This window comes from Colwellia sp. MB3u-41 (assembly GCF_014076845.1).
Lineage (GTDB): Bacteria > Pseudomonadota > Gammaproteobacteria > Enterobacterales > Alteromonadaceae > Colwellia_A.
This window is the reverse complement of record NZ_JACGUT010000084.1, coordinates 14,200-35,238: the sequence shown is the minus strand read 5'-3', so window position 1 is coordinate 35,238 and position 21,039 is coordinate 14,200. Positions and strand designations below refer to the sequence as shown.

Here is a 21,039-nt window from a genome sequence, read left to right as displayed (position 1 = left end):
TTTCATTATTAGGGGAGTCAGGTAGGGTAATTGCAGCCTAACCACGTTAGTTTTTTAAACAAACGCCTATTTAACGGAATGAAACCTCATGAAACAGTCTGGACGTGTTTTAGTTGTAGATGATAATCTCGACATTTTAACCTCCGCTCGCTTATTACTTAAAAAGCACTATAGCCTAGTAAAAACAGCTGATGATCCGCACCAAATTGAGGAACTCCTTGGCCAATTTGATTTTGATGTCATTGTCCTCGATATGAATTTTACCCAAGATGCGTTGAGTGGTCAGGAAGGCTTTCACTGGTTAAAAACCATATTATTGATCAATCCAAGTATTGTGGTGATCATGATGACCGCCTATGGTGATATCAAGCTTGCTGTTGATGCTATTAAAGCAGGCGCTTCCGATTTTATTACTAAACCTTGGCAAAATGATCAGCTACTTGCCGCTATGGCTTCGGCATTTCAACATTCACAAACAAAGAAAAAAGTTGATCAGCTAACCAGACAAACACAAGGGTTAAGTCAGGTAATGAACGGCGAAAGCCAGCCTTTTATCGGCCAAAGCGCAATAATGCAACAAGTCTTTAGTACCATCGACAAAGCCGCTAAAACTGATGCAAATATTCTCATCACTGGTGAGAGTGGTACCGGTAAAGAATTAGTCGCTAGAGCTGTTCATCAGGCGAGTTTGCGAGCCAATAAAACCTTTATTAATGTTGATATGGGCGCAATTACCGAGACATTATTTGAAAGTGAGCTTTTTGGTCATAAAAAAGGCGCGTTCACTGATGCAAAGTCTGATCGCATTGGTCGCTTTGAACTCGCCCGAGGCGGCAGTATATTTCTTGATGAACTCGCTAATTTACCGTTAAATCAACAAGCAAAATTATTAACCACGCTACAAAACAGAGAAATAACCCCGGTTGGTGGCGTTAAATCCATTGCTATTGATATTAGGTTAATCAGTGCCACCAACGATAATCTTTTAGAGGCTGTCGATAACGGCCGCTTTAGACAAGACTTACTTTACCGAGTCAATACCATTGAGATACGTTTGCCGCCATTGCGCGAACGTAAAGAAGACATTCCCTTGTTAATTAGTTATTACCTCAAGCATTTTTGCCATAAATACAACCGAGCGTTAGTGATTAACGCCTCCGACATTCAAAGACTGAGTCGTTATTCTTGGCCAGGTAATGTCAGGGAATTATGTCATGCCATTGAACGGGCGGTCATTTTAACGGATGGTAAAAGTCTTGATATCAGCTCTATTATTAACACCAAGCAAACTCCAAAAATAGCTAATGATAAGCCAGAAATATTCAATTTAGAGCAAGTAGAACAACTCACCATTGCCAATGCTTTAAGTCATTTTAAAGGCAATGTTAGCCAGGCGGCGAAAGCGTTAGGGCTAACGCGTGGTGCGCTATATCGTAGGTTAGACAAGTATGAGCTTTAATAACGAACGATTAAAACAAGTTAGCTGGTTGGTCATATTTTCGCTATTGCTGCTCAGTAGTCAATTTATGTATCAACAATATGGACTGTCTGCTGTGGTGGTCATTTTACTGATAACCACTTTATTTGCCGCGATAAAAGTATTGGTTTTTCATCAACAGAGCAAAAATCAAATAATAAAAGTGATTAACGCGCTGGCAAATAATGATCCGAGCTTAGGGTTAACGCAATCAGACCCCTTATCCGAAAAACTCACTCAACTGCGGGATCAAATACAACATAGCCGCCTTGAAGCTGAAGTTCAGGCGCAATATTTACAAGCTCTGTTAATTCATCTCGACATCTCTATTTTAGTGGTTGATGACAATGACAATATCTTGCATAAGAATCCCGCCAGTGAACGATTACTTGGCCACTTAACTAAGAGTATTCGCCCATTGGCCAAGTTGGGAGAGTTAATTAGCCAAACGCATACCAGTGCGCGAGTTACACTTTCGTGGCAACATGGTGAGCACTCAGACACTCTTTCTGTTCATATTAGTTGCTGTGAAATTCAAGGAAAATCATTAAAAGTTGTCAGTATTCAATCTATCTATCAGGCGTTAATTGCCAAAGAACAACAAGCTTATAAACAGTTAACCAGAGTGTTAACACATGAAGTCGCCAATTCAATTACGCCACTCGCGTCATTAGCCCAAACCGCTGTTGATTTATTGCCTGATGAACTTGTATTCATCGACAGCGAAGACAAAGAAGACCTCACCGAAGCATTGACCACGCTGGCCAACAGAACTTCGCACCTGAGTGCTTTTATCAAAAGTTTTCATAAAATGGCTTCTTTACCAAAACCAATCTTAGCTGAGCTTAATTTAGCCGAATTAGTGGCAAGCGTATTAAGTTTATTTAAGGGAGAAATGCAAAAACAAAATATCAAGCTGAACTTGTCAATTCAGTCAAGTGCTTTGCTAATGGCAGATAGCGCTCAACTAGAGCAAGCACTCATAAATATTATCAAGAATGCTATTGATGCACTATCAAAGTCTGCGCACAAAGAGATTTCTTTAACGCTTTATCAAACCGATAATAGTACCCGCCAAGAATTATTATTAGATATAGAAGACTCCGGTCCGGGTATTGTAGACCACGTCAAGGAGCAAATTTTTGTGCCGTTTTTTACCACAAAAAATAAAGGGTCAGGCATAGGCTTGAGTTTATCTCGGCAAATAATGGTTCAGCATGGCGGCGATTTAAATTATATTGATAAGCAAAATTGTGGCGCCTGTTTTAGGTTGGCATTCGGACGGTTCTAAGCAGAAATTCCTTCCATAAAAACATTGATAATGCCGATAAGGTTAGGAATATTTAAAGTTGAATGTTGAATGTTGAAATAAGGGGTTATTAAAAATTATTAATTGGGCAAATAATGCGTTATCTGCCCATCTAAATCTTACTATGTCTAACTCGCTATTAATGCATTTGTTCACCATCAGTATTTAACACGATGGGTTCGCCATAACCAAAGTCTTTCATACGAGCTAATTGAGTTTTCGCATCGCCAACGACTAAATAAATCATTGACTGCTCGTCAAAGTATTGATCAATATTTTTATGGATGTTGTCTAATTTCAAGCCCGTCACATAATTTTGCTGCTGGTCAATATAGTTAGCAGCTAAATCAAATTGACTCATAGTAGTTAACATACCCAGTAACTGATCGAGTGTTTCAAACTTACGTGAATTACCTTTAATAATCATATTCTGTGTTACCGCGAGATCTTCTTCTGTAAAACTATTTTTATATTCACTAATCAGCGATTTAAATATTTCCAGAGATTCTAAAGTCACATTAGTTCGCACTTGCGATGACGCTATAAAAGGTGACTGATAACTCGCCCCTCGAATAGAAGAATATGCTCCGTACGTGTAGCCTTTCTGAATACGTAACGTCTGCGCCAATCGACCACTCATACCACCACCTAAACGATTATTAGCCACTTGAATAGGATAGAAGTCTGCATTTTGACCAGAGACAACGGGCTTACCAACCATAATGACTGATTGTTTAGCATCAGCAACATCGATAAAGTAAAACTGGGGTTTGTCACGCTCTGTAATCGTCGGTTGCTTAGGCAATTTAACCTTATCCCCTTGCCAGTTATTCAGTGAGGTTAACGCTTTATTGACTTGGCTTTCGTTAACCGCACCAACGACATGAAAGCTCGCCATTTTTGGTGAGATGTTATGTTGGTAATATTGTTTTGTATCGTTAAGCGTTATATTCCCAACCGTATGCTCAGTACCTCCTATAGGGTTTCCAGCGACATGTTTTTCTGAGTAAAGCAGTTTATTAAAGACATTATTTGCAATAGTGTTCGCATTACCTTTAGCTTGTTTAATACGTGTTAAACGTGTGCTTTTCAAACGAGAAAACTCGCTTTCTTGCCACCTTGGTGTTAGCAACATTTCACTAAGCAAATCGACTGTCGCATCAAAATTCTTAGCTAATGAGCGACCTGAAATAGTAACAAATTCCCTATTACTCGATATACGTAAATTAGCCCCTAATAAACCAATCGCTTCTTCTAACTCTTGCGGTGTTTTAGTGAGTGTTCCTTCGTTCATTAATTGTGCCATTAACCCTGCGGTACCTCGCTTATTATCGAGGTCTAATTGCTGTCCTCCTTGAATCGTTAGGCTGAAGTTAACAATGGGTAGTTCATTTTGTTCGATACCATAGACTTTTAGTCCGTTACTTTGAACGTTTTGCCACACATCTGGCACATTTAGTGTAGGTAATGCGGTTAATGCCGGCTCACTTCTGTCATGAACTGTTGGGGTTACTTCAAACGTTATCGCATCATTTTCAGCGAACTTTTCTTCTTTTCCTTGTTCGATTTTTTCTTCAACCACATCAGCTTTTTTAGAGCCAGACACAATAAGATCAATTTGGTCTTTCGGTACAAAACTGGTGATAATACTGTTTTTATTTTTAATGTACGTTTGAAAAACACGTTTAACATCAGCGATACTTACCGCGGTAATGTTAGCAATATCTGCTTTTATAAATTCAGGTGAACCGGCATATTCATTATATTGACCCAGTTTTTGCGCTTTATCTAAGATGCTTTCAATTTCATAATAAAACGATGTTTCTTGCTCTGCTTTAATCTTAATGAGTTGCTGTAATGTAAAGCCATTTTTTTCAAAAGCGGTCAAGGATTCTTCTATCGCTTGGTAAATAACATCTAACTGAGTACCAACATTACCACGTACCAAAAGGGTAAAAGTACCGGCAATTTCTTCTGAACTATTCCATGCGTAAACACCCGGTGCCAGTTTTTTATCTTCAACAATCGTTTTATATAGCGGTGCTTGTTTACCTGACGATAATATTTCAGCAAGTGCGTCTAACGCGTAAGAGTCTTTATGGTATTGCTCGACGGTTGGAAATGTTACACGTATCTCAGGAAGTTTTGCAAAATTGTCTAAATGATAAAGTTTTTTAGTTTCTTTTAATGTCACCGGTTGTGGAGACATTGCAGCCATTGCTTTACCGGCTTTAATTTCACCAAACCAACGTTTTACTTTCTCTTTCGTTTCTTCAAGTTCAAAATCACCAGCAATAACCATGGTTGCATTTGAAGGCACATAAAATGTTGAATAAAACTCACGAACATCGTCTAAGGTTGCCGCTTGTAAATCGGCTAAATCACCAATAACTGTCCAGTTATAAGGATGTCCTTCTGGGTATAATGCTTTTTTGATGACATGACCGGTATGCCCGTATGGTCGATTATCTACACGTTGACGTTTCTCATTTTTAACGACCTGTTTTTCACGCTCTAACGTACCTTGGTCAACCGTATTGATCATAAAACCTAAACGGTCAGAGTCAATCCACAACAATTTGTCAAACGCGTCTTTTGGCACCACTTCATAGTAAATAGTACCATCGCTCCATGTGCCACCATTTCGACTTCCTCCAAGCTCAGGAATGAGCTTACGATTTGAACCTTTTGGTACATTCTCCGAGTCATTGAACGACATGTGTTCAAAAAAGTGAGCAAAACCAGTTCTTCCTGGCTTTTCACGGTTAGAGCCAACATGCACAATCGTTGATATTGCGACAATAGGATCTGACTTATCTTGATGTAAAATGACTTTCAAGCCATTTTTTAGGGTAAAAGACTCATAGGCTAGGTTTAAATCACTCCCAGTAGATTTTTCAATGCTAGCCGTATTACTGGTATTATTTTTTGCTGAATCAGCCAAACCACAGGCACTCAATACAAGAGTAGCGGTAAGGGTGATAGCGACTGTTTTGTTGCTTTTAATAAAATCAGTTATTTTTCTTATTTTCATTACGCTTTCCTTGGTCTATGACCTTTCGACGAGATAAAGAGAATTATTCATAATAATCATCTTATTAATCTATCTGAAACTAACGTAAAGAGGTACGATTTTTATATAAAAAACGCATTTCACTATTATTGACGGGTCAATAATAGTGAAACTTCAAGTGATACTCGATAAAAGTGGGCTTAGTAGCGTTAATCGACCGCTTTATCAGACCAATCTAAGCGGATGTCCCACCCTTCGACTCGATGTGCTGGTCTTAAAGGGGCAACTGATTCATCTATCGTTTTATGAACATTAATCGCAGGCGTAATATTGACATCGCGTCCGTAAATAAAACTCTGTGTTCTCACAATTTGGGTATACGCTTTATTCATGGCATAAGCACGCAGTTTTGAAGGGGTAATTAACGTATAAACATCAGCTTGCATGACTTTTTCTTTATCAACCGAACCATCTTTTTTATACCACTTGCTTTGCATCTCCATGTTTTCACGGAACTCATTACCACCACCATTGATTTGTAAGTATTGTAAAATCTCACCTTCTTTTTGCCCTATTGATGGCACATCTTTCATGCCTTTCAAATCAATATAACCCCAGCCTGCCCTACCCGTTACTTTACGTGGAAAAGCAAACGTTTGATCAATCGTTGTACCAATAGCAGAATGACACCCCATGCAATAGAAAGTTTCTTCGTAAGACTGAGGCCTTAATTCACCTTTATAATCTTCAATGTAACCTTGAATCAGCCAGCCAAACTTATTATTAAAACCACGGTCTTTAACGCGAATATAACTGGGTAATTGTTCATCAAGTTTCTCTTTACGCTCTCGGCGATAGGCACTGTCTATTTCGGTGTCAGTTAATACCTGTGTTTTGGTCATATAGCGCAATTCTTTCATCCGCTGAGGAATATAAGTTTCGCCTTTTTCGTCTATACCAATATAACGCACCGAATGCATAATTTCGGTATTAACGGGATATTGCTGACGGGGCACTTTAATATGTTGTGCGTCACCAACAAAATACTCTTGAGCCAATAGTAATTCGACCGGTGCGGTAAACTGCCCATCTTTATTTAAATCTTTATTGATATTTGTTTCATCGGCTGGAAAAATATCTATTTCGGCTAATGATTTAATGCTCATTTCAACCAAAGACAGATTGATTAAATAGACATTTTCATTATATTTACCATTGAGTTCCCTAAACTCCTCTGACAAACGAATTAATACGTCATCAGTTGCGCCATTGGTTGGCCAGAACGTCCCTGGAAATGGTTTATAATTAAAGGCAACCCAACCAGTGCCATCTTTTGCTATGCCTTTATCGTTGAAGGCTTCACTTGCTAGATGATAATCCTTTAAGTCTGGGATAAAGCCTTGCCAGCCAGTTTCTTTCAATTTTTTAGGCAACTTACTGTAATTATCTTCATCTATGTATTGTGCTATTTGTTCATCTGATATTTTTTTTATCCAAGGTTCACGGTTAACAAATAGGTTTTTCCAGCTGTTAATTTCACCTTCATCTGAAAAGTTATAAAGCCCTTGGTTAACGCCGTCATTACGTAAATTTGTGCGATAAGGGGTATCTTCAGTCGTGCGGTAAGTTTGATGGCAGGTATAACAAGGATTATTACTTCCTGCTGTTTTGGTATAGCACTGCGAAGGGATAGGCGCTTCTTCATTCAAGCTACCATTCGCTGTAGGTGTAATAATTTGATTTAACGCTACAGATGGCAATAAACCTGCATCCATATCATCGCTTTTTGAAAAACCTGAAAAACCAATAAAGATAAACAGTACAAGTAAACACAACAATAGAACGTAATTTTTCATAAGCCTTTATAACCCATTCATTTATATATTGGGTAAATCATACAAGGCCTTTATTACAGTTATTTGAAGCACGCCTTCATATTTTCTTAACAATAAAGTAAAAAAGAAGTCATTTAACTGTCACACCCCAATATTACTTTAATAGCGTTTTTACACATAACTCTAGGAAAATAAAAATGCTGAATCTAAGAAAAAGAAAAATAGCCACGTTAATAGCAGTGATTCTCGGTTCGTCAATGTTAACGGCATGTGGTGGTGATGACGGTTCAAATGGTTTAAACGGCGCGAATGGTGCAAGTGGACTAGATGGTACAAACGGTACAAATGGCGTCAATGGTAGTGATGGTGCCAATGGTACTGCTGGTACTAACGGTACGAATGGACAAAATATCACCGCTGCAGCTAAGCTAACCCGTTTAGCGACAGTGCCGGTTGGTGCAGAAATTACTGGTATGTTTTTAACCGATAACGATGAGCTTTTTTTTAATGTTCAGCATCCTTCCGATTTGTTAGGTAACGAAACACCAGCAAAAGTAGGCGTAGTGACTGGTTTTGACTGGAGTACGCTTGATCCAATGACTGAGAGTTTATCAGTCCCTTTAACAGACGATGAAAAAATGGCAGTGCGTGTTGTTGCCGGTAGTTACCAAGTTTTGGGGCAAGCAGGTGATACTTTCAATAACCAACTCCCTCATGGTTTAGGGGCTATTACAACTTCTGATAAAACAACTGAAATTAAGCAATCTCAAGATCCTGATTTCAATGCTTTTGTGCCAACTTCTGCTAGTGGCGATACGGGTTTTTTATTCACCGCATGGGAAGACCGTCCGGGTGCAATGAGCCGAATAGAACTCTCTAAAGAAGACAGTGGAACTTGGACAATAGGTGATGCGATTAACGTTGATTTTTCAGCGGTATTAGGCACAATCATTAATTGTTTTGGTACGCTATCACCATGGAATACCCCTTTGACATCAGAAGAAAACTACGAAGCTGAAAATACTGAGCAATGGAATAACACCGCTTACTTAGATGGTTACCCTAGCTACCCTGATGTTAAAAATTTACAAACCTATTTGGCAAGCTCGACATTACCTAACCCATACGATTACGGTTATATTGTTGAAATAACTAACCCAACCTCTACTAGCCCGACACCGGTGAAACATTTTACTTTAGGTCGTGTTGCTCATGAGAACTCTGTGGTAATGCCCGATTGGAAAACAGTTTACACCACTGATGACGGTTCAAATAAAGCCTTTTATAAATTTGTTGCCACTAACGCAGGCGATTTAAGCGCCGGCACTTTATATGCGGCTAAATTAACGCAAGATGCGACAAAGTCACCTGCAAAGGCTGGTTTTGATATTCAATGGATAGAATTAGGCAGCAGCAACAATACCGAAATAAAAACCTGGATAAATTCATACAATGGTATTACGGAAGCTGATTACATTGAAGGTGAAACCAGCTATATACCTCAAACCGAAATCGATGATTGGGCAACTAACGGAACCGGCGATGACCGCTACGCATTTTTAGAAACATTACGTGCAGCTAAAGCCAAAGGCGCAACAACTGAATTTCGTAAAATGGAAGGTGTCGTCATTAATTACGATGGCGTTGCTAGTGGTGCCGTACCTTTCATGTATGTTGCGATGTCTGAAGTAGGTAAAGGTATGGTTGATGAAATTGGTGATATTCAGCTTGATTCATCGGCCTATTGTGGCGCGGTATATCGTTTTGGCGTACAAACAGACTTCAACGTTAATCGCATGGAACCGGTAGTTGTTGGTGGAGCTTATAATTCAGACGGCGACGCTAATGGCAACAAGTGTGATGTTAATGGTATATCAAACCCTGATAATTTAGCCGTGATGGACGATGGTCGTGTTTTAATTGGTGAAGACACCAGTAAGCATGTTAATAACGCTCTTTGGATTTATAATCCAAAAGGTGAATAACCTTTAAAAATTCAGCGTTAATATTGATAAAGCCCAGCATGTCTGGGCTTTTCCTTAAACATTAATACGAAGTCAATCAATCGCGTCTTTTAACCGGTTAGTTTTAATTTAATAACCTGAATTCCGAGTTGTTCTGATACGTTATTTAATCGCTCACTAGAGATTGATCTTGTTTCAGTAAGAATAGTGTATCTCGAGCTATCGACATTAAATTTGAATTAATTTCTTCTACGACCTCGTTCTTGCTCAACTGTTCTAGCTACTTCTATTGCCGCATGAAACCAAGTAGGTAGGTTTGATCAGCAATACTACGAATGTTGTTAAGCATACCGTCTATATTATTACCTTCTATATTATTACTTTCTTTGCTCAATTCCTGAAGGGTTACCCCAGAACAATCAATATCAATAACCCACTTTTTACAGAGGTTTAGCACAATATTAATGAAGTTTAGCCCCTAGTTGAATTGTTTTTACTCAGCTTTATATTTTATACCTTATATTTTATATTTTATTTAACCATGAAATACATTCTATGGTGGTATTGTACTTTAGTGACATTTATAATTGAGTGAATCAGAATTGAACACATAAATTCTATTTGTTTTTATTTAGAATGCTCGAATACATTCTATTGTAACTATCGCTACATAACACCAAGCTGGTATGTAGTCATTTTGAGGAAGAGTATATGCTTTTTAATGGTTCGTTTAGCACAGACTGCCCAATTCGTCAGAAAATTCGTGAATTTTATCGTATTGATGAAAATATAGCAGTAGATCATATTCTACCTGTGGCAGAAGTTAATGTTAGTGCTAGAAGTAGAGCTTGGGAAAGAGCTCGTAAAATGGTTTTACAAATTCGTAAAGACCAATCAGGAAATGGCGCGATAGATGCCTTATTAAAGGAATACTCACTCTCAAGTGAAGAAGGTGTGGTATTGATGTGTTTGGCTGAAGCTTTGCTTCGTGTGCCAGATAAACACACTCAAGATGCCTTGATACGTGACAAAATTTCTCAAGGACAGTGGAGTAGCCATTTAGGCAGCAGTGATTCATTGTTCGTTAATGCCTCATCATGGGGGTTATTAATCACCGGTACAATGGTGAATTATGCCGATAAACGTAAAAAAGATCGTTTTGGTTTATTGAAAAAAGTGATTGGTCGTTTAGGCGAGCCTGTTATTCGTAAGTCAATGAACTACGCCATGAAAATTATGGGCAAGCAGTTTGTGATGGGTGAAACTATCCAAGCGGCGACTGAACGAGCGGCGACTAAAGAACAGCAAGGTTATGTCTATTCATACGACATGCTCGGTGAAGGCGCCCGTACAATGGGGGATGCTGACCGTTACTTTAAAGCCTATCAGGTAGCAATAGATGCCATTGGCGGCGTTGCCCGCGCTTCGGGTAAAAGTGACCCTCGCAGAGTTCCTGGTATTTCAGTCAAACTTTCAGCGATACATCCGCGTTATGAATTTACCCATAAAGCACGGGTGATGGCTGAAATTGTGCCAAAACTTAAGGCACTTTGTTTACAAGCAAAAAGCTACAATATCGGTTTAACGGTTGATGCAGAAGAATCTGAACGTTTAGATATATCACTTGATATTATTGAAGCTGTTTTTAGTGATAATGATTTAGGCGACTGGACAGGCTTTGGTATGGCATTACAAGCTTATCAAAAACGCGCCCTTTTTGTGGTGGATTGGTTACGAGACTTAACGCTACGTGCCAACCGAAAAATGATGGTCCGCTTAGTGAAAGGCGCTTATTGGGATACTGAAATTAAAAATGCTCAAAAAGATGGTCTTCAGCATTTTCCTGTATTTACGCGTAAATCTTCTACTGATGTTTCTTACCATGCCTGTGCAAACAAATTATTAGAATATAGAGATACTATTTACCCACAGTTTGCTACGCATAATGCTTATACTGCCGCTACGATTGTTGAGTTAGCTGGTGACGATAAAGAAGGTTTTGAATTTCAGTGCTTACATGGCATGGGAGATTCTTTATATGACCAAATTGTTTCAAGTGAAAATATTCAATGTCGTATTTACGCTCCCGTTGGTCATCATGAAGAGCTATTAGCTTATTTAGTCCGTCGTTTGCTAGAAAATGGTGCTAACTCTTCTTTTGTTAATGCCATTGTCGATGAGTCTCAACCGGTGGAGTCTTTACTGGGTGACCCGGTTGAAAAAACACAGCGTTTAAAAGATAAATATAACAACCAGATAATTAAACCTATTGCCTTATACCATGATGCAAAAGGTCTGGGTCGTGATAACTCTAAAGGACTAGACTTAACTGACATTACTGCTATAACGCCATTAAAATCGTCATTAGATAACTGGTTTACTGATCACTTAATTAATATCGAAGATGTGCCAGCAAGTGCTATTGCGGTTAAAAACCCTGCTAATCATAGTGAAATAATCGGTTTTCACCAACATCATACTAAAGATGAAATGTTGGCGATGATCGATACCGCGCAAGCAACATTCGCTTCATGGTCAAAAACCCCCGTTGCAGAGCGAGCAGCGCTATTATGCCGTGTTGCCGATATTCTTGAACGCCATATGGACGAACTCATTGCGTTATGTATTAAAGAAGCCGGTAAAATAGCTCAAGACGGTATTGATGAAGTAAGAGAAGCGGTTGATTTTTGTCGCTATTATGCTAACCAAGCGATTGAACTCGAAGAGGATGAACGCTTAGAAGCTCGTGGTGTAGTGCTCTGTATCAGCCCATGGAATTTCCCATTAGCGATATTTTTAGGGCAAGTTGCTGCGGCAATCGCTACTGGTAATACCGTATTAGCAAAACCTGCTGAACAAACCAGTTTAATTGCCTTGCGCACCATTGAATTGATGGAGTCGGTTGGACTACCAGAAGGTGTTGTTCAAGCGGTTATTGCTCGCGGAAGCGAAGTAGGCAGTGTTATTGTGCCTGACGCTCGTATTCAAACCGTTATGTTTACGGGGTCAACTGAAACCGGCACAATAATTTCACAAACATTGGCTGATAGAGGGGGCGATCAAGTCCCTTTTATCGCTGAAACCGGTGGACAAAATTGTATGATAGTTGACTCAACTGCCTTGCCTGAGCAAGTTGTTGACGATGTAATTTCTTCAGGATTTCAATCGGCAGGTCAGCGCTGTTCTGCGCTTCGTGTATTATTTTTACAAGAAGACATCGCTGATAATGTCATAACTATGCTTAAGGGTGCCTTAGCCGAACTACATGTGGGTAATCCAGAATACTTAAGCACTGATATCGGCCCAGTAATTGATGAAAAAGCCCTCAGCGCGCTCGATGCGCACAGTGACTATATGCAAACCCATGGTCAATTGTTATATCAGTGTAAAATATCAGCTGAAGTAGCCGGTCACGAGCATTTCTTTTTTGCGCCTCGTCTTTATGAAATTAAAGATATTAACGTCCTTAAAAAAGAAGTCTTTGGCCCTTGTGTGCACGTTGTACGTTTTAAAGGCAATGAAATAGAAGCGGTTATAGATAAAATTAATGGTACAGGTTTTGGTTTAACTATGGGTATTCATACGCGTATTGAACACCGTGCCTTAGATTTAGCTAAGCTGTCACGCGCAGGTAATGTTTATATCAACCGTAATATGATTGGCGCCATTGTAGGTGTACAACCTTTTGGTGGTCGTGGTCTTTCAGGCACGGGACCAAAAGCAGGTGGACCCAATTACTTAACACGTTTAGTTATTGAAAAAGCTACGCCAGATGCCGAACAATTTAACTTGCTACCTTCGCAGGTCGAAGCTTTAGATGGTGATGAAGAATCAGATAAAGCCTCAACTTTGTTTATGGACAAGGCAAATGCAGCAGAAAAAGGCTGGCGCTTAACTGAGTTAAATACCCGTCTTTCTTGTGTTCGTCAGCTATTAGCCAAAATTGCGCATATTGATATTGTTGATGATTTAGCCGACGATCTAAATCTCACCTTAAAAGGCGCTCGTTCGCAGTTGATTGATATTGAAAAGCGTTTGAAAAAGCCTACATTCTTACCAGGACCAACCGGTGAGTCTAATGTGTTGTATTTGGAAAACCGCGGTAATATTATCTGTTTTGCCGATGCGACGGTGAGCTTTCACTTCTGGGTACTGTCTATTGTAACGGCGCTGGCTACCGGTAATACCGTTGTTAGTGTTGTTTCTGATTTGTATTATGATGAAGCAATCGCCTTTAGAGACAAGTTCCTCTCAACGGGTGCCGATGAAGGTGTTTTTCAAGTTGCACGTTTACGCCACTTATCAACGATGTTAGCGCACCCTGCCTTGTCCGGTGTTGTGGTCGACAGTCATTGTGACCGTAAGCACTTTATCAGTGAGAAATTAGCTGAACGTCAAGGGGCAATATTGCCAGTGATCAGTTCAGAGTATTTCGATAATTTAATTCAGCGTCTATTAACCGAGAAAACGATTAGCATTGATACCACGGCATCAGGTGGTAATACATCGCTGATGACCTTAGTTGAAGACGATTAACAACTGATTAGATAAAAAGCACGGGTCAGTACTAACTAAAAAGGGCATCATAAGATGCCCTTTTTATTGATATTTTTTTGTATAGCGCTGATCAACGTTGTTTGTATTGTGTTGGGCAGTATCCTCTCGATACGTCAGCACTCCTTAATTTGACATGCTTGGTTGAGCGACCACTCACTCTTGTGCGCCACAACCTAAAGCTTTTTGGTTTTAAGTGACTACGCATAAACTTAATAACATCAGGTTCTTGCAAACTAAACTGATGGTCTATTGCTTCAAATGGCGTTCTATCTTCCCAAGCCATTTCTATAATTCTTGACTCTTCATCCATAGAGAATTGCATAAAAAAGATCCTAAATCTAATAAATATAACTTTTATACGCGCCAGTAATAGATAAAGACCATTAAAGCCTAAATTTTATCAATCTACTGAACGTCACCTTATCTAGACAGCGCTAGCAATTGAGCCTATAGCTTATCTAGATTATTTAATAACTGAGTTGCATGCTCTCTAATTTCAACTTTTTTGGCAGGATCCATTTTATCCCAGTTACGCACAGGAAAACTCATTCGATGATTGTTGGCAAACTTATCATAATTTTGATCAATAAAATTCCAATACAAACTATTTAATGGACAAGCATTAGCGCCCACTTTTTCTTTAACGTTGTAATGGCAACCTTTGCAATAGTCACTCATTTTATTGACATAATTACCACTAGCCGCATAAGGCTTTGTCGCTATCCAACCACCGTCAGCAAAAAGTGCCATGCTGCGGGTATTGGGTAACTCCACCCATTCAATCGCGTCGATGTAAATGCCTAAATACCAATCATCGACTTGTCGAGGCTCTATACCGGCCAATAAAGCAAAGTTTCCAGTGATCATTAACCGTTGAATATGGTGCGCATAGGCGTATTCAAGTGATTGAGATATTGCGCTTCTTAAACACTGCATTTTAGTGTTTGCGTTCCAAAAAAAAGCGGGTAGATCACGTTTAGCGTCTAAAAAGTTTTGCTCGGCATAATTTGGCATATTAGCCCAATACATACCTCTGACATATTCTCGCCAGCCTAATATTTGTCTAATAAAGCCTTCAATTTGAGGAAGTGTTATTTTACCTGCTGACGATTGATAAGCAGCAAGTGCCGTTTGAATAACTTCCATTGGGTTAAGCATTTTACAGTTCAATGAAAAGCTGAGCCGCGAGTGATATAAACTCCAAGCATAAGGTGAGGCTACCGTCATGGCATCTTGAAAATTGCCAAAATTTTCTAACTGGTGTTCACAAAAGAACGTTAATAATTCTAGCGATTGTTGACGATTAATAGGATAAGCAACATGCTCAGATTCACGCCCTATCGTGTCAATCTTATGATGTTTTATCCGTTGTAAATAATCACTTGCTGGGTTGTCAAAGACCAGTGGTTTAGGAATAAATTTAAGATCGGTTTTTTTAAAGGATTGACGATTATTCGCATCAAAATTCCAGGCATCACCTTCAGGCTTAGCGCCATTCATTAAAATAGCAAAACGCTTGCGCATAAAACGATAAAAATTTTCCATTCTTACGTGGCTAGCTGCTTTGAAATGATCAGCGAGTTCATCAAAGGGTAATAAAAAGTGTTCACTGTCAACTTCATAGACAGGTACCGATAATTGAGCTGACATCTCGCTTAATTGCGCGCGCAATCGATATTCATCAGGACGCTGAAAAGTAAATAATTCACTGGCATAGCTTGAAACTAAGGTTTTTATTAGTTCAGGGAGGTCTTGATATTTTTCAGTATCATCTAAGGTTAAGTAACAGACGCGATGCCCTTTACCCTCGAGGGTTTCAGCAAAACTTTTCATAGCAGCAAAAAATGCGGTAATTTTTTGACTATGATGTTTGGTATAAGTTGCTTCTTGATGAAGCTCAGCGATAACATAAACAACATCATCATCGATATGTTCAAACCAGCTGTGCATTGGATTAAGCTGATCGCCTAATATAAGCTTAAGATGTTTCGCCTTCATTAATTTACCTTACGTTTAGTTGAATTAGGGAATTAGGGAATTAAATTTTCAATATTTATTTTAGCTTATAATGGTATTTTATTGCGTCGACATCGCTCTGAGCAATACAGCACATTACCCCAACAAGCTTGCCATTTTTTACGCCAAGTAAAATCTTTTTTACAAGTCAGGCAACTTTTCTTAGGTAACATTAATTTTTTATGCATAATTGGCTATTTATAATTGATTATTCACTTTCTTCAATTTTTAATTGTTGAGGCTTTTTAGCTTTCGCTAATTTTTTATTGCTTCTAACATGTTTAGCTAAAATACGTTGACCTTCTTTTTTAGTGGTAAAACGATTACGAAATCCCCACAGTAGGTCCCGTGCAATCTTTCCTGTTTCATTGATATCAACCATAGGCGATGGATAATCTTCACCTAATTGACATTGATAAAGCTGCTGTTCCATTGGCGAAAGTGCCCAAGGGGTATGAATAACTTCATTGGGCAATTCAATTAATTCTGGCAACCATTTTCTAAGAAATTCACCATCGCAATCTTTCTCTAACGATTGTTTAACAGGATTATAAACCCTAATAATATTCGTACCAGTAACACCTGATTGCATTTGAAATTGTGGGTAATGTATACCTGGTTCGAAATCAAGAAATAATTGTGCTAAATGCGTAACACCTAAACGCCAATCAACCAGCAAATGATGACACAAAAAACTTACCAGCATTGCTCGCATCCGAAAATTTATATAACCCGTTTGTTCTAAACAGCGCATACAAGCATCGACTAATGGATAGCCTGTTTGCGCCATTTTCCATTTATTTAATCGTTCATCAACACTCAGTCCACAATGGATATCAGGATACATTAAGTCATCATAGGCTTTATTGACGGGTCGCCATTGCATTTGGTGTTCACTTTCAAATTTTTGAATAAAATGACAATGCCAATGTAACCGAGAAGCCAACGCATCTATTGGACGTTTCCAACCCCGCTCTGATCTTGTTATCAAAATAGTTTGATAGAACTCTCTTAAACTTATATTGCCCCATGCTAAATAAGGAGACAATCGAGAACAACTTTTACGACTTGCTTGTGGCTTAGATATATCAAAGTGATAGCCTTTACCACGACCCTTTAAGAAGGATTGCAGTGTTCTTTGTGCCCAGACTTCCCCACCTCTAAGCATAAATTCGTCAGGTATTGACCACGCTATAGGTAAAATAGACGCTGGCAATTTATCTATATATTCAACATTAACGAAGGCTGCACAAGATAGTTCAGGCTCAATTAATGATGCCTTCATAACATTGCGCCAGTGCTTATCCCAGTCAATTCTATTCTTCTTGCCTCGAGTTACCGCACCAAACTCACTTTCATGCCAGACTACATCTTGTACTTGGCACCATTTTTCAACAGATTTATCACGTTGATACGTTGACAGTAAACCGACTTCTTCATGACTAAATAATTTGTCTATTTTAAAAGTGTTATTAATTTCATTAAGACCCGCTATTGCATCACCAAAATACACATACACACGCGAATTAAAAACAGCTAACTGTGCATTCAGATCTTCAATTGATTGGGTTACAAATCGCCAATGTCGTTCATCATAATGTGGATCATTAATCAATAAAGGCTCAAAGGCATAATAAAGCAAGGTTATTCCTGATTTAATCGCTTGCGCTAAAGGCTCATGATCACTCAGTCTCAAATCACGCTTAAGCCAAACAATATTAACGCGAGTCTCTACACCAACTTCTTCAATAATATTGTCAGACATTCTGGCTTGTCGTTTGCACAGGCCAGTCTGAAGCATCAACAGAATCTAGTGGCGTCATTTGATTACTTTGCCCTGCCCATTTAGCTTGGTAAAGACCTTCAGGGTCATAAATTACGCATTGTTTTTCAAGATTAAAGTGTCTGCCGCCTCGAGGATCGACACCTACACCTGCGATATATTGCCAATTTCCCCAATTAACCGCAGCATCGTAATCAATTAACTGTTCCTCAAACCATGCAGCGCCATAGCGCCAATCAACACTCAACTCATTAACCAAACAGCTAGCGACAATTTGCCTTGATCGGTTACTTAAATAACCTGTATGTTTTAATTCATTCATACAGGCGTTTACTAAAGGATAAGGTGTATTACCTGAGCACCATTTCTTAAACCGTTCAGGATAAAATGTGGTCAAAGGTAGGTGTTCAGCAAGCCCTTTAAATTTATAGGTGTTTACGCCAACTTTAAAATGTAACCATTGAAAGTACTCACGCCAAAGTAACTCAAAATACAGACATTCTGTTGAACTATTTTTACCGCGTTGCTCTTCGTATTGGATAATCGAACTCATCACTTGTCGAGCAGAAATACAGCCATAATTTAACCAAGCAGATAATTTACTGCTATTTTCCCAGCCATCTAAATTATTTCTAACCTCTTTGTACTTTGAAGGAAGATTTGACGAAAAATAGTACGTGAGATGTGCTAAACCATTTTGTTCACCGCCATCGAAATTATAACCACGCTTAGCTCTTTGATAAGGCATATTAGGTAACCATTGTGGCCTAAAGATAGTGGGAGATGGCATATTTGCAAACATACTCGGCAAGGATTGAGTCGTTGGAACAACCTCTGAAATAGTGACATCAGCCATAACTTTTCTAAACTTAGAGTAACTTGCCGGTAGCTGGTCAAGTGCAAAAGGTAGTGCACGATGTGGAAATAAAGTGAATTGATCAACTTGATTAATTTCTACTTCAGGCAAATGCTGAGCCAGTGTATTAATCAAACTATTTTCGTAAGTCCCCGGCAGACGAGTAGTAATAACATCAGTAATTTGGTGTTTTTCACACAGCGTGGTTAAGCTCGATAGAGTATCGCCGTAAACAATGTAAAGTTGCTGTCCTAACGTTAATAAACTCTGATTAAAATCACTTAAACAGCTTTGTAAAAAATGCCATCGCTTATCACCCAAAGGTTTTGATTGATAGTTATTAGGCTCGAACCATCTTTTGTCTACGACATATACACAAAGTAATTGTTCACTTTTGCTGGCTAAGTTGAGTGCAATATTGTCATTAAGACGAAGATCATTGGTCACCCAGTATAGAGAACGTTTCATAGATAGAATTCAGATGGTTAAAAAAATTATATACGAATACACTCAGCGATTAGATCAACACTATTGAGTGATTATAGGCGAGGCTAGATGATGAAGTGAGGCACTTTATCGCCCACTCAATTATAAAAAGAAGAGATTGTAGACAATAATAGTATAGTCGGTTAGTTGAGGCTAACGTTAAGCGGATAAGAATTATTAACGCGTTTAATAAATAAAAAAACCTCTGCGCTGCTACAGAGGTTATTTAATCAGTTAAGCATCTTGAACAGGTTCATCCCAAGAAAGATGATGTTCACTTAATACAACCAAGTTTTCACTATTGATCAAGCGTTGTGAAGCACTATATCCGAGGATATTTTCAACCGTTTCATTTGGACGGCTTGAAATAATTGCTGTTTCATCTGATGAGAAATTACATAAACCACGTGCTATTTCTTCGCCTTTTTCATCATAGACGTGAAGCACATCTGCGCGTTCAAAGGTGCCATGTATTGAAACAACATCATGACAGGTAAATCCTTCGTCACCACCAAATAAGGCATCAGCTACTTCTTGTTTTATCACTAAACTACCGGCCATTTGTAATCGGTCTGTTAACCAGATATTCCATGCTGATGAAGGTGATGAGTGAGCGATACACTTAGTGTGTCTGCGTTCACCGCGCAATATTCCGGTAACAGGATCTTCCATCGTCCCTCTCGAAATTATAGTAGTACAACCAGCATTTTGCGCCATATTAGCGGCTTGTAATTTAGTCAGCATACCACCGGTACCTAAAGAACTGGTACCACTTGCCGCTTCCATATAACTACTAACATCTTCGATAGACTCAACGAAAACCGCGCCTTCTTCTGAAGGGTCTCGGTCATACACGCCATCGATACAGGTAAGAATAAACAAATATTCTGCGCCAATCATCTGAGCAACTTTAGCTGCAAGTCTGTCATTATCACCCACACGAATTTCTTCCGTGGTCACCGTGTCATTTTCATTGACAATAGGCATTACACCTTGTTTTATCAAACGATGAACCGTGTTTTTGATATTTAGAAAGCGACGTCTGTTTTCTAAATCATCTAGGGTAACTAAAACCTGAGCGATATCAAAACCATACTCAAGGGCAATTTGCTTGTAGGCATGCATTAATATCGGTTGTCCACAAGCCGCTGCGGCTTGCTTATCTTGAACACTGGCGTTTTCAATAGTACAGCCAACCGTATTTAGACCTAATGCTACCGAGCCAGAAGATGTCAATACAACTTCGTAGCCTTGTTCTCGTAACAAAGATATGTCACTTAGCAGACCGTGCATAAAAGCAAAACTAGGCGTTAAATTTTTAACATTTGCTAAGAGACTCGAACCCACTTTAATAACGATACGTGGCTTGCTTCGAGAAGATTTATCAGTTTTTTGTTGTTCAAATGAGGGCAAAATTACTCCGTACTCTGATTAATTAAATTAAATAGCGGCTTGAATCGTTTACAAAATTGATTCAACAAATTGCAGCTATTTCCGTGATATTTTATTGTCGTATTAGAGTTATGCTTACTACTTATAAAGTCAGTTTTATTTGCGAAGGTCGCATTAAAAGTAGTAGATAAAAAATTACTGAAACGTCGGTTAAAAACGTTAGAATTTGACGGCAATCGACAAATGAGTGCAGAGATCATATACTAAAAAACATATTTTTTCAATTGAACTCAAGATCGCCTCTTTGAAAAATATCGTTAAGGACTTTTAAAAGTTCATACTGAACACCGG

The 21,039-nt window shown here is 38.8% G+C and carries 12 protein-coding genes; 4 read left to right on the top strand and 8 right to left on the bottom strand.

What is annotated here, in order from left to right; all coding sequences use genetic code 11:
- Nucleotides 1-88: 88 nt before the first annotated feature.
- The gene (locus H4J73_RS16860; protein ID WP_182179271.1) at nucleotides 89-1,459 is read left to right on the top strand and encodes a sigma-54 dependent transcriptional regulator; all 1,371 of its coding nucleotides are present in this window, start codon (nucleotides 89-91) and stop codon (nucleotides 1,457-1,459) included.
- Nucleotides 1,449-2,768, top strand: a complete 1,320-nt coding sequence (locus tag H4J73_RS16855) for a PAS domain-containing sensor histidine kinase (protein ID WP_182179269.1) — start codon at nucleotides 1,449-1,451, stop codon at nucleotides 2,766-2,768. The genes H4J73_RS16860 and H4J73_RS16855 overlap by 11 nt, the downstream gene beginning before the upstream one ends.
- Before the next feature lie 157 nt (nucleotides 2,769-2,925).
- Here H4J73_RS16855 and H4J73_RS16850 read toward each other — a convergent pair whose 3' ends face one another.
- Together H4J73_RS16850 and H4J73_RS16845 are read right to left on the bottom strand one after the other, a co-directional pair.
- Nucleotides 2,926-5,820 carry a pitrilysin family protein gene (locus H4J73_RS16850; RefSeq protein WP_182179267.1) on the bottom strand — a complete coding sequence of 965 codons (2,895 nt, stop codon included), beginning with the start codon at nucleotides 5,818-5,820 and terminating at the stop codon, nucleotides 2,926-2,928.
- Between the two features lie 188 nt (nucleotides 5,821-6,008).
- Nucleotides 6,009-7,655: a hypothetical protein gene (locus H4J73_RS16845; protein WP_182179265.1), complete on the bottom strand. Its 1,647-nt coding sequence runs from the start codon at nucleotides 7,653-7,655 to the stop codon at nucleotides 6,009-6,011.
- Nucleotides 7,656-7,831: 176 nt separating this feature from the next.
- On the opposite strand from H4J73_RS16845, the gene H4J73_RS16840 reads away from it, so the two are divergent.
- Together H4J73_RS16840 and putA are read left to right on the top strand one after the other, a co-directional pair.
- The gene (locus H4J73_RS16840; protein ID WP_182179263.1) at nucleotides 7,832-9,619 is read left to right on the top strand and encodes a PhoX family phosphatase; all 1,788 of its coding nucleotides are present in this window, start codon (nucleotides 7,832-7,834) and stop codon (nucleotides 9,617-9,619) included.
- A gap of 690 nt (nucleotides 9,620-10,309) precedes the next feature.
- Nucleotides 10,310-14,134 (top strand): bifunctional proline dehydrogenase/L-glutamate gamma-semialdehyde dehydrogenase PutA, encoded by a 3,825-nt coding sequence (gene putA, locus H4J73_RS16835; protein WP_182179261.1) that lies wholly within the window; start codon nucleotides 10,310-10,312, stop codon nucleotides 14,132-14,134.
- A 91-nt stretch (nucleotides 14,135-14,225) separates the two neighbouring features.
- On the opposite strand, the gene H4J73_RS16830 is transcribed toward putA, so the two are convergent.
- From H4J73_RS16830 to proB, 6 genes are all read right to left on the bottom strand, one after another.
- Nucleotides 14,226-14,477, bottom strand: coding sequence for a TIGR03643 family protein (locus H4J73_RS16830; RefSeq protein ID WP_182179259.1), 252 nt, complete (start codon nucleotides 14,475-14,477; stop codon nucleotides 14,226-14,228).
- A 125-nt stretch (nucleotides 14,478-14,602) separates the two neighbouring features.
- On the bottom strand, nucleotides 14,603-16,153 hold the full coding sequence (locus H4J73_RS16825; RefSeq protein WP_182179257.1) for a cryptochrome/photolyase family protein: 1,551 nt from the start codon (nucleotides 16,151-16,153) through the stop codon (nucleotides 14,603-14,605).
- A gap of 65 nt (nucleotides 16,154-16,218) precedes the next feature.
- Nucleotides 16,219-16,344 (bottom strand): DUF2256 domain-containing protein, encoded by a 126-nt coding sequence (locus H4J73_RS16820; protein ID WP_404851842.1) that lies wholly within the window; start codon nucleotides 16,342-16,344, stop codon nucleotides 16,219-16,221.
- A gap of 35 nt (nucleotides 16,345-16,379) precedes the next feature.
- Nucleotides 16,380-17,936 (bottom strand): cryptochrome/deoxyribodipyrimidine photo-lyase family protein, encoded by a 1,557-nt coding sequence (locus H4J73_RS16815; RefSeq protein ID WP_182223292.1) that lies wholly within the window; start codon nucleotides 17,934-17,936, stop codon nucleotides 16,380-16,382.
- Nucleotides 17,929-19,278 carry a DASH family cryptochrome gene (locus H4J73_RS16810; RefSeq protein WP_182179251.1) on the bottom strand — a complete coding sequence of 450 codons (1,350 nt, stop codon included), beginning with the start codon at nucleotides 19,276-19,278 and terminating at the stop codon, nucleotides 17,929-17,931. Before H4J73_RS16810 ends, H4J73_RS16815 begins: the two co-directional genes overlap by 8 nt.
- Before the next feature lie 252 nt (nucleotides 19,279-19,530).
- Nucleotides 19,531-20,709 (bottom strand): glutamate 5-kinase, encoded by a 1,179-nt coding sequence (gene proB / locus H4J73_RS16805; RefSeq protein WP_182172711.1) that lies wholly within the window; start codon nucleotides 20,707-20,709, stop codon nucleotides 19,531-19,533.
- Between the last annotated feature and the right edge of the window lie 330 nt (nucleotides 20,710-21,039).